The sequence below is a fragment of the Thermomonas sp. genome, assembly GCF_025993755.1.
In the GTDB taxonomy this organism is placed as follows: Bacteria; Pseudomonadota; Gammaproteobacteria; order Xanthomonadales; family Xanthomonadaceae; genus Thermomonas.
In genome coordinates, this window is the sequence record NZ_JAMQHN010000105.1 from 1 (window position 1) to 11,157 (window position 11,157).

Here is an 11,157-nt window from a genome sequence, read left to right on the forward strand (position 1 = left end):
GGCATGAACTCCAACATCATGAGCCTGGGCGGCATCGCGATCTCGATCGGCGTGATGGTCGACGCGGCGATCGTGATGATCGAGAACGCGCACAAGCACATCGAGCGCGGCGACGGCTCCCGCAGCCGCACCCAGCTGATCATCGACGCCTGCCGCGAAGTCGGGCCGGCGCTCTTCTTCAGCCTGATGATCATCACCGTCTCCTTCCTTCCCGTGTTCGCGCTGGAGGCGCAGGAAGGCCGCCTGTTCAAGCCGCTGGCCTTCACCAAGACCTTCGCCATGGCCGGTGGCGCGCTGCTGTCGGTGACGCTGGTACCGGTGCTCATGCTGCTGTTCGTGCGCGGCAAGATCGTGCCCGAGTACAAGAATCCGGTGAACCGGTTCCTGGTGGCGGCCTATCGGCCCGTGATCGACGTCGTGCTGCGGCATCGCATGGCCACGATCGTGCTCGCGCTGGTCGTCCTGTTCGCCAGCCTGTGGCCGGCATCGCGCGTGGGAAGCGAGTTCATGCCCACGCTCAACGAGGGCACGCTGCTGTACATGCCCGCGTCGCTACCGGGCATGTCGGTGACCAAGGCCTCCGAACTGCTGCAGCAGCAGGACCGGGTCATCAAGGGTTTCCCGGAAGTGGAATCGGTATTCGGCAAGGCGGGGCGCGCCCTGAGCGCCACCGATCCGGCGCCGCTGGAAATGTTCGAAACCGTCATCAACCTCAAGCCCGAGGACCAGTGGCGCGACGGCATGACCACCGACAAGCTCATTGCCGAGATGGACGCGGCGCTGAAGTTCCCGGGTGTCGCCAACTCCTGGACGATGCCGATCAAGGCCCGCACCGACATGCTGGCCACCGGCATCCGCACGCCCGTGGGCATCAAGATCTTCGGTAACAACCTGGATCAGCTGGCGGCCCTGGCCACCGAGATCGAAGCCGTGGTACGGCAGGTGCCGGGGACGACCAGCGCCTTCGCCGAACGCCTGACCGGTGCCTACTACCTCGACATCACCCCCGACCTGGCCAGCCTGGCCCAGTACGGCGTGACTCTGGGCGAGGTGCAGGACGTGGTGGCGGCAGCGCTGGGTGGCGAGATGGTCACCACCATCCTGCAGGGCCGCGAGCGTTTCAGCGCGATCGTGCGCTATCCGCGCGAACTGCGCGACGACCCGCAGCGCATCGGGACCCAGGTGCTGGTGCCGGTGCCCGGCGGTGCGCAGGTGCCGCTCGGCGAGTTGGCGAAGATCGAGGTTAGGAAAGGGGCGCCCAGCATCCGCACCGAGAACGCCATGCTGGCCGCATACATCTATGTCGATACCCGCGAAAGCGACCTCGGCCGCTACGTGAAGGCGGCGCAGGAAGCGGTCACTCGACAGGTGCAGTTCCCATCGGGCTACTACGTGACCTGGAGCGGTCAATACGAGTACATGCAACGCGCCGCCGAAAAAATGCGGGTCGTCATTCCGGTGACGCTGGCGCTGATTTTCCTGCTGCTGTACCTCAACTTCCGCCGCGTCACCGAGTCGCTGATCGTGATGCTGTCGGTGCCGTTCGCCTTGGTCGGAGGTATCTTGCTGATGTGGCTGCTCGAATACAACACCAGCGTGGCGGTTATAGTGGGCTTCATTGGATTGGCCGGCGTCGCCGCGGAAACCGGCGTGGTGATGCTGATCTACCTCAACCACGCACTGGAGGCGCGCGCCGCGCAGCGGCAGGCCGAAGGCCGCCCGCTGGATGCACGGGACCTGCGCGAAGCGATCATTGAAGGCGCGGTCGACCGCGTGCGCCCGAAGATGATGACCGTGGTCGCGATCATGGCCGGCTTGCTGCCGATCATGTGGAGCAGCGGCACCGGCTCCGAGGTCATGCGCCGCATCGCCGCACCGATGGTGGGCGGGATGGTCTCGTCGACCATCCTGACGTTGGCGGTGATTCCGGCGCTGTACTCGCTGATCAAGCAGCGGCAACTGGCCAGGAAGCCGCCGGCACCTGCCGCACTGCCCGTGGACGGGCCGTGATGCCCACTTTCCACGCACCTGATCCAGGGCGGTCCGCGCACGCGCGGAGCCGTTCTTCCGGTCGTCTGCGGCGCGGCCGGAGGAATGTGATCCATCGCCGCTTCCCGAGGGGATCGTCATGACTGCCAAACCTACACAAAACGCGACCGGGTCCCGACGTTGGGTCTTCTGGATGTTCTTGGTGCTGGCCTTGTTCTATCTCGGCTTCGAGCACCGCGCCCACCTTGCGGGAACGCTCCGCTGGTTGCCGCTGGCCATCCTGCTGCTGTGCCCGTTCATGCACATGTTCATGCACAAAGGACATGGCGGGCATGGAGGTCACGGGCGCGGCGGCAATGCCGACGACACACCCAATGGCAGCCCCGACACCCGTGGCAAGCCTGCAATGACCGATGAAAGGTCCGACACCTCACACAGAGGACACTGACATGCATGCATCTGAAGATGGCTATGGCCTCTGGCTCCTTGCGGCCGTCAACGCCGCGTTCTTCATCTTCTTCGCCTGGAGCTTCTACAAGCCGTTGACCCGGTGGGACTGGCGGGGGTTCGGAATGTTCTCCGCCTTCATCGTGGCGCTGTTTGCGGAAATGTATGGCTTCCCGCTGACGCTCTACGTTCTGGGCGGCTGGCTCAGCGCCAACTATCCGCAGGTCAATTGGCTCAGTCACGACGCGGGCCACCTGTTCGAGATGTGGTTCGGCTGGCGCGCCAACCCGCATTTTGGTCCATTCCACGTCGCGAGCCTCTTCCTGATCGGCGGTGGCTTCTGGCTGCTGTCGGCTTCCTGGCCCGTGCTGTATCGGGCACAGCGCGAGGGCCGGATAACTCGAGAGGGCGTGTATGCCCGCATGCGCCACCCGCAGTACGTCGCCTTCGTGCTGGTGTTGACTGGCTTCCTGCTGCAGTGGCCCACGCTGCTCACACTCGCCAGCTATCCGGTGCTCGTGTGGGCCTATGCCCGCCTCGCGCGCCGTGAGGAAAAAGACTGCCTGAGCCGTTTCGGCAATGATTACGTCAGCTACATGCAGGAGATCCCCGCCTTCATTCCGCGACGTCGGCGCGCCCCCGCCCCATCGGCGGGAGGAACCCGGTGACCCAGGTTGAGGAACTGCCTGAAAAGCGTTTGGCCGTTCCAGTTATCGACCTGCATGTCTCTTCCGTTCTGGCTCTTGTCCCCGATCGTCGTTTCCATTCAAGCCCCATCCAAGGAGTCCGCTCAATGAATACGGTCACACCCGTTGCCTGTTCCGCAGCCCCACGTACGAATCCCTACCGCTGGTTCGCCGCGCTGGCGATGGCTGGCGCACTCGCCTTCTCGTTCGCAGCGCCGGGTGTCGCGTCCGCGAACGAGGGCGGCTTCCGCCACAACGTCTTGATGCGCGGCCAAGTGCTGGAGAAAGAGGACCAAACGCTTGTCGTCTGCGTCGGACAGGCCGACGGCGCCCAGGTCGGACAGGTGTTGGAAGTGATCCGGCACAAGCGCCGTAATCGCGGTCCACGGGATGTCGGGCCACGTTATCGCCGGGAATCCGTCGGTCAGGTGCGCATCACCGGGCTGTTCGACGGTCACTACGCGGAGGCTGAGGTGATCGCCGGCAGCCCCAAGGTCAACGACACGGTGGAGCTGGTTCGCCCCTGACCGGGCGCGCAGTGACGAGGATCCGCGGCGGTCCGTCATGTCATTTGCAATCACTTCCTTCGCGAACAGGAGTCACGTCATGGCAACGTATTCCAGCCCCACCCTGCAGTTCCTCGGCGCCGCCGGCACCGTCACCGGCTCGCGCTATCTAGTCGAGGCCAACGGCCAGCGCGTGCTGGTCGACTGCGGCCTGTTCCAGGGCTACAAGCAATTGCGCGAGCGCAACTGGGCGCCGTTTCCGGTCGACCCTTCGACCATCGACGCGGTCGTCCTGACCCACGCCCACCTTGACCATTCGGGCTATCTGCCGGCGCTGGTCAAGCAGGGGTTCCGCGGCCGGATCCACTGCACCTACGGCAGCGTGGCCCTGTGCGGTCTGCTGCTGCCCGACAGCGGGCACCTGCTCGAAGAAGAGGCGAAATACGCCGCGCGCAAGGGCTATTCCAAGCACAAGGAACCACGGCCGCTGTACACCGAAGACGATGCTCACCGCAGCCTGAAGCAGCTCAAGGGGCATGACTACGAGCGCGATGTCGAGGTCGCACCGGGCATCACAGTCCGCTTCCATCCCGCCGGCCACATCCTGGGCGCTGCCCACGTCAGCGTGGACGCGCAGGGCCAGCGCCTGCATTTCAGTGGCGACCTCGGGCGGCAGCAGGAGTCGCTGATGAATCCGCCGACCCCCCTGCCCGCCTGTGACGTGCTGGTCTGCGAATCCACCTATGGCAATCGCGAACACGTTGCGATCGACCAAGAGGCGGAACTCGCGCCGATCATCCGCCGCGTGGCTGCCCGTGGCGGTGTGATCGTCATCCCGGCGTTCGCTGTCGGTCGCGCCCAGACACTTATGTTGCATATCGCCCGGCTGCGCGAGCGCGGAGAGATCCCTCGGATACCGGTCTACCTCAACAGTCCGATGGCGGCCAACGCCACCGGCCTCTACCACGCTCACCATTCCGAGCATCGCGTGTCTCAAGAGGACTGCCAGCGGATGTTTGAGGTCGCCACCTTCGTCAACACTGTGGATGAGTCCAAGGCGCTCAACCGCCAGCGCGGGCCGATGATCATCATCTCGGCCAGTGGCATGATCACCGGCGGGCGCGTGCTGCACCACGTCGAGGCGTTCGGCCAGGATGACCGCAACGCGATCTTGCTGGCGGGCTACCAAGCCGGTGGAACACGCGGTGCCGCGCTGGCGGCGGGAAAGCGAACATTGCGCATGTTCGGCCGCGAGGTTTCCATTCGCGCCGAGGTAGTGCAGCTGGAAGGCTTCTCCGGCCACGCCGATGCGGGCGAGCTGCTGGACTGGATGCGCACCGCACCGTCTGCGCCGCGCGTCGTTTACCTCACCCACGGCGAGCCCGATGCAGCCGACACGTTGCGCGGGCGCGTGCAACGCGAACTGGGCTGGCGCGCGCGCGTGCCGGAGCACCTGGACCGCGTTGCACTGGATTCCCCGGAGACCCCATGAACCTGCACCCCAACTGCTGCACCGCCGACCAGCTGTCAGCCGCCGAGCGCCAGCGGATCCTTGAACTGGCCGATGCCCACCGGCAGGCTGATCGCGCGTTCGCACATTGGGCAGCCGGCTACGGCGTGATCCGGCATGACCCGCTCACCCAGCTGCGGGTCCGCCAGATGGTGGACGAACTGGTGGCCCTGGGCCGCACGCCCAATACCGGCACTGCTTGGCAGCGGCTCGCCGCGGCCGATCGCGTCGCCAGTGCCGGCATGTGGCTGGTGGCGCACATGACCTACAGCCAGCGGGTCCGTACCGACGGCACGGTCCTTGAGGCCGACGATTTCAAGCTCACGCCTGAAGGCCACACCGGCGGGTCCCTCAACATGGTGCCCGCCTACGCCGGCTACCTCCTGATGGACGCCCTGGATGGTGTCACCCGCGCTTGGATGATGGGCCAAGGGCACTGCGTGGCCGCGATCGACGCGCTGAACGTGTTGGTTGGCAACATGACCGACAGGCACGCCGAACGCTATGACCGCTCCGACGCCGGACTGAGCCGGTTCGTCGGCGACTTCTACGCCTACACGCTCAATCCGGACGGGACGCCGGCGTCGCCGCTGGGCTCCCACGTCAATGCGCATACCGCCGGGGGCGTGATGGAAGGTGGCTATCTCGGCTTTGCCGAGCTTCAGTACGTGCATGCGCCGCTCAAGGATGAACGCCTGGTGGCGTTCCTCAGCGACGGTGCGTTCGAAGAACAGCGCGGCAGCGACTGGGCGCCGCGCTGGTGGCGTGCCGAAGACAGCGGGCTGGTCAGCCCGATCATCATCCTCAACGGGCGGCGTATCGAACAGCGCAGCCAGATCACCCAGCAAGGCGGCGAGCGCTGGTTGGACCGGCACCTGCGCTTGAACGGCTTTGATCCGATCGCGCTGGACGGGCGCGATCCGGCCAGCATCGCGTGGGGCATCCACGTGATGGAATCGCGCCTGCAAGCGGGCGCCGCCGTCCCCGATACCGACGTGCGGCTGCCCTATGGCATCGCCGAAACCGTGAAGGGCTTCGGCTTCCCCGGCGCCGGGACCAACGCCTCGCACAATCTTCCCCTGCCCGGAAATCCGGCGGTGGATGCAGAGGCGCGCACGCTCTTCAATGAGGGCGCTGCAGCTCTGTTCGTGACCTTCCCCGAACTCGAGGAGGCCGTCGCCGCACTCAACAGCCACGATGACCAGCAGCGGGTGCGCGAACGCGACCATGCGCTGGCCGATCGCCAGATGGAACCACCCCGCGTGCCGGCGATCGCCGACCGCGGTGCCGGCGGCGAGAGCTCGCCGATGACCGCGCTGGACGAGCAGTTCGTCGCGATCGCCGAAGCGAACCCGGGCCTGCGCGTGCGCGTGGGCAATCCCGACGAGCTGCGCAGCAACAAGCTCGACCGCACCCTGGACGCGATGAAGCACCGGGTGCACGAGCCCGAGCCCGGCATTGCCGAATCGACGACCGGCGCGGTCATCACCGCGCTCAACGAGGAGGCCGTGGTCTGCGCCGCGCTCGGCAACAAGGGCGGCCTGAACCTGGTGGTCACCTACGAGGCGTTCGCGCCGAAGATGCTCGGCGCCGTGCGCCAGGAACTGATCTTTGCCCGCCATCAGAAGCAGGCCGGACGCCCGCCCGGCTGGCTGGGCGTGCCGCTGGTGCTGACTTCGCACACGTGGGAAAACTCGAAGAACGAGCAGTCGCACCAGGATCCGACCATGGCCGAGGCGCTCATGGGCGAGATGGCCGACATCTCGCGCGTGGTGTTTCCGCCCGATGCCAACGGCGCCGCCGCAGCCCTCACCCACGCCTACGCGCAACGCGGCACGGTCACCACCCTGGTCGTCCCCAAGCGCCCGGTGCCCCATGAGCTGACGTCACAGCAGGCCCAGGCGCTGGCCGAGACCGGGGCAACGTGCCTGGCCGGAGATCCGGCGTCGGCGGCGGTCCTGCTGGTCGCCACCGGTGCCTACCAATTGCAGGAAGTTCGTCGCGCCCACGCGCGCCTCGTCGAAGGTGGTGTCGCGGCGGCGATCGTCTATCTCGGCGAGCCCGGCCGGTTCCGCACGCCGCGCGATCCGGAGGAGGCGCGGTACGTGCACTCCGAAAGCGCGGTCCAGGCGCTGTTCCCGGTGGGCCGACCGCGCGTATTCGTCACCCACACCCGCCCCGAACCCTTCCTCGGCGCCCTGCGCCGACTCGACACCGGCCCGGCCACCACTGCGGCGCTGGGCTTCGTCAACCGCGGCGGCACGCTGGACGTGCCCGGCCTGCTGTTCGCCAACCGCAGCACCTGGGCGCACGTGGTCGATGCGGCTGCGGGCGTCCTCGGCGAGTCCCGTGGCAGTCTGTTGTCGGAAGCGGAGTTGGCGGCAGTGGATGGTCGCGGCGATCCGGCCACCGTCCTGCGCCCGGAAACGGGACAGGCCTCGTGAGCGTGCCGGTCAGGACCTCGCGCTGATGGCCGGCACGGTGCGCCGCGGAGGTCAGATCGCCTGGGCCGGACTGAAGCTCGGAGTCGCCGTGCTGCGCCTGCGCCGGCGCGCACCCGAACGGCTTCCCGCGTACGTCAGCGCCACCTTGGTCGGGCTGGGCACCACCTTCGTCAAGCTGGGCCAGGGCTTGAGCCTGCGTTGGGACCTACTGCCGGTGCCCTATCGGGAGGCGCTGTCGCGACTGCACAGCGATGTGCCGGCGTTTCCTGCGGAGCAGGCGAGGCGCAGCGTCGAGCAGGCGTTTGGCGCGCCGGTCGGCGAACTTTTCGCCAGCTTCGATGACAAGCCCCTGGCCGCGGCTTCAGTGGCCCAGATCCATCCAGCGCGCATGCATGATGGTCGCGATGTGGTCGTCAAGATCACCCGCCCCGGGATCCATGCCCAGGTGCAGGCGGATCTGCTGCTCCTGCGGCGCACGATGCGCGTCGCCCAGTGGATCTGGCCGCCACTGAAACGCCACCGGCCGCTCGAACTGGTGGACGAACTAGGCGCATTCCTGCGTGACGAGATCGACATGCGTCACGAGGCGCAGAACATGCGGCGCATGGCCAAGGTGCTGGATGCCCTGCCCGGCATCACCCAGCCGCACGTCGTCGAGCCGTATGCCACCCGCAACGTGCTTGTGCAGGATCGAAGCCACGGGACCCGTCTGGAGGCCGCGTACGGCACAGCGGCCGCTCCCGCACTGGCAAGGGCGCTGCTCGGTGCCTACGTGCATCAGCTCTTCGGCGCCGGCGTCTTCCATGCCGACCCGCACCCGGGGAATCTGTTCTTCTTTGACGACGGTCGCCTGTGCCTGCATGACTTTGGCTCGATCGGCGTGCTCGACCCTGCATCCCGGCTCGCGCTCGGCGGCATGGTCGAGGCCATTGCGGCCGACGACGCCGAGGGCGTGCTGGATGCAGCGATCGCCATGGGCTTCTTCCCGCCGCAGGTCGACCGCCGCTCGCATGTGCGCGAGATCCACCTGATCCTGGCCGAGATGGCCAGCCGTCCGCTGGCGCAGTGGTCCATTGCCGAGGCAATCTGGCGCGTGGCACGCATTGGGCAGGGTGCTGGCTTCCGGCTTCCGGCCCACCTGCTGTCCCTGATCCGGACGCTGTTCCTGGTCGAGAACACGCTGCGGGCGCTGGATCCGGATCTGGACCTGCTGGGGACGCTGTCCGCGCAGGCGGCCGCGATCGCCGACATTGCCGAAGCCAGCCGCCCCAGCGGCAACAGGCCGCTTGCCATGCGGCTGGCCCGCACTGCGCGCCAACTGCCACAGATCGCCACCGACCTGTTGCGGCAGGCGCAACTGAGCGACGGACGACCCGCCTTCTCCGTACACCACCATGGCCTGAGTTCCACGCAGGAGGCAATCGCGCGCACGGGCAACCGGCTGGCGTTGGCCCTGGTCACCTTGGGCCTGTACGTAAGCGGTGCGCTGTTGAGCCTGCATTCCGACGGCCCGCAAGTGTTCGGTCACCTGCCTGTCATGGCGGTGCTGGCCTTCACTGCAGCGGGCCTTGGTAATGGCCATCGCCAGATCGGGGCACCTGTGACCAGCCGGAGCAACGAACATCGGGAATGGCCGATTTCCCGACAGTCTGTTTCAAAACCCCTGATCTATCTCCCCGCTGACGCCCAGTGCATCAGTGCATCCAGGAAGGCAGACCCATGACGCAACACAACCACCATCATCAAGATCACCAGGCACATAGCGAACAATCGCCTGTTTCCCGCAAGCGTGGCGATGGCGATGCCCATGCCGGGCACGACAAGCATGCCGGCCACAGCGCGGCGGGCTTCCGCGACAAGTTCTGGCTCACGCTGCTGCTGACCATCCCCACGTTGATCTGGAGCGGGATGATCCAGCATTGGTTCGACTACACCGCACCGCAGTTCCCGGGCGCGGCGTACATCCCCGCGATGTTCGGCACGGTCGTGTACTTCTACGGCGGCTCGCCGTTCCTCCGCGGCGGATACCAGGAACTGCGCAGTCGTTTGCCGGGGATGATGACGCTGATCTCGCTTGCGATCACCGTCGCCTTTGTTTACAGCGCCGTGGTCACGCTCGGCCTTGTCGAGGGACTGGATCTGTGGTGGGAGCTGGCGACGCTGGTGGCGATCATGTTGCTCGGCCACTGGATCGAGATGCGTTCGATCAACCAGGCACAGGGCGCTCTCAAGGAACTCGCGAAGCTGCTGCCTGATATGGCGGTGCGGTTGGATGAGGCCGGTACCGCGAAGGAAGTCCCTGTCGCGGAACTGAAGCGCGGCGACCTGCTGCTCATCAGGCCCGGCGCGAGCATTCCCGCCGACGGCGTCGTGAAGGAAGGGACCAGCGCCGTCAACGAAGCGATGATCACCGGCGAGTCCAAGCCGATGGACAAGTCGACGGGCGACCGGGTGATCGCCGGCACCGTCAACGGACAGGGCTCGTTGCGTGTCGAGGTGACGGGAACCGGCGACGAGACCGCGCTCGCGGGTATCATGCGGCTCATCGAGCAGGCCCAGACGTCGCGCTCGCGCGCCCAGGCCCTGGCGGACCGGGCGGCGTTCTACCTCACGATCATCGCCATCGTCTCCGCCGCGGTTACCGCCATTGTCTGGCCACTCCTCGGTCGACCGTGGAGCTTCACGATCGAGCGCGTAGTGACCGTGCTCGTGATCGCCTGTCCCCATGCGCTGGGTTTGGCCATCCCGCTGGTGACCGCCATCTCGACCACGATTGGCGCACGGAACGGCCTGCTCGTGCGCGATCGACGCGGCCTGGAAGAGGCCCGTTTGCTGAACACGGTCGTGTTCGACAAGACAGGCACGCTCACGCTCGGTTCGCACCGCGTCGTAAAGACCACTGCCGCCGATGGACTCACCGACGACGAGGTGCTTCGCGTGGCCGCGTCGGTCCAGCGCGACGCTGAACATCCGATCGCGCAGGCGCTGATGACCAGCGCCAAGGAACATGGCATCGACGTTCCGATGTCGCAGGACTTCGAGTCCATGCCGGGACGCGGCGTGCGCGCAGTCGTCGAGGAGCGCTCGCTCCACGTTGGCGGGCCGGGTCTGTTGAGAATGCTCGCGGTCGAACCGCCGGAGACGCTTCGGCGGGCTGCCGAATCAGCGGCAGCCGATGGTCAATCTGCAACCTACCTGGTGGAAGGCGACCGGGTGCTCGCCGTGTTCGCGATCGCTGACGCCATCCGTCCCGAATCGTTCGATGCGGTCAAGCGTCTGCACGACAACGGACTGGAGGTTGTGCTGCTGACTGGTGATTCCACCGCAGTCGGCAATGCGGTCGGGAAGGAGCTCAATATCGACACCGTCTTCGCCGAGGTCCTGCCAGAGGACAAGGTGGCAAAGATCGAGGAACTGCAGGCCCAAGGGAAGCGCGTCGCGATGGTGGGCGACGGCGTCAATGACGCGCCGGCGCTGCTCACAGCCGACGTCGGCATCGCCATCGGCACAGGGACGGATGTCGCGGTCGAGGCTGGCGACGTCGTACTTGTGCGCAGCGACCCGCGCGACGTCCC

General features: G+C 66.6%; 8 protein-coding genes. All 8 read left to right on the top strand.

The annotated features are described in order from the left end of the window. A partial coding sequence (locus Q0X16_RS06900; RefSeq protein ID WP_297832429.1) for a CusA/CzcA family heavy metal efflux RND transporter occupies positions 1-2,010 on the top strand: 2,010 nt, incomplete at its 5' end. 118 nt (positions 2,011-2,128) lie between these two features. Continuing rightward, positions 2,129-2,437 (top strand): DUF2933 domain-containing protein, encoded by a 309-nt coding sequence (locus Q0X16_RS06905; protein WP_114958838.1) that lies wholly within the window; start codon positions 2,129-2,131, stop codon positions 2,435-2,437. Position 2,438: 1 nt separating this feature from the next. Next, positions 2,439-3,104, top strand: coding sequence for an isoprenylcysteine carboxylmethyltransferase family protein (locus tag Q0X16_RS06910; RefSeq protein WP_190280998.1), 666 nt, complete (start codon positions 2,439-2,441; stop codon positions 3,102-3,104). Further along, positions 3,101-3,649 carry a hypothetical protein gene (locus Q0X16_RS06915; RefSeq protein WP_190280997.1) on the top strand — a complete coding sequence of 183 codons (549 nt, stop codon included), beginning with the start codon at positions 3,101-3,103 and terminating at the stop codon, positions 3,647-3,649. Before Q0X16_RS06910 ends, Q0X16_RS06915 begins: the two co-directional genes overlap by 4 nt. A 79-nt stretch (positions 3,650-3,728) precedes the next feature. Then, positions 3,729-5,120 (top strand): MBL fold metallo-hydrolase, encoded by a 1,392-nt coding sequence (locus Q0X16_RS06920; protein WP_114958835.1) that lies wholly within the window; start codon positions 3,729-3,731, stop codon positions 5,118-5,120. Beyond that, complete coding sequence (locus Q0X16_RS06925; RefSeq protein ID WP_297832439.1) at positions 5,117-7,582, top strand: xylulose 5-phosphate 3-epimerase; 2,466 nt, start codon at positions 5,117-5,119, stop codon at positions 7,580-7,582. The genes Q0X16_RS06920 and Q0X16_RS06925 overlap by 4 nt, the downstream gene beginning before the upstream one ends. A gap of 25 nt (positions 7,583-7,607) precedes the next feature. After that, on the top strand, positions 7,608-9,305 hold the full coding sequence (locus Q0X16_RS06930; protein WP_297832443.1) for an AarF/UbiB family protein: 1,698 nt from the start codon (positions 7,608-7,610) through the stop codon (positions 9,303-9,305). Beyond that, positions 9,302-11,157 (top strand): heavy metal translocating P-type ATPase (locus Q0X16_RS06935; protein ID WP_297832446.1); only part of this gene is annotated, 1,856 nt, incomplete at its 3' end. The genes Q0X16_RS06930 and Q0X16_RS06935, both read left to right, overlap by 4 nt.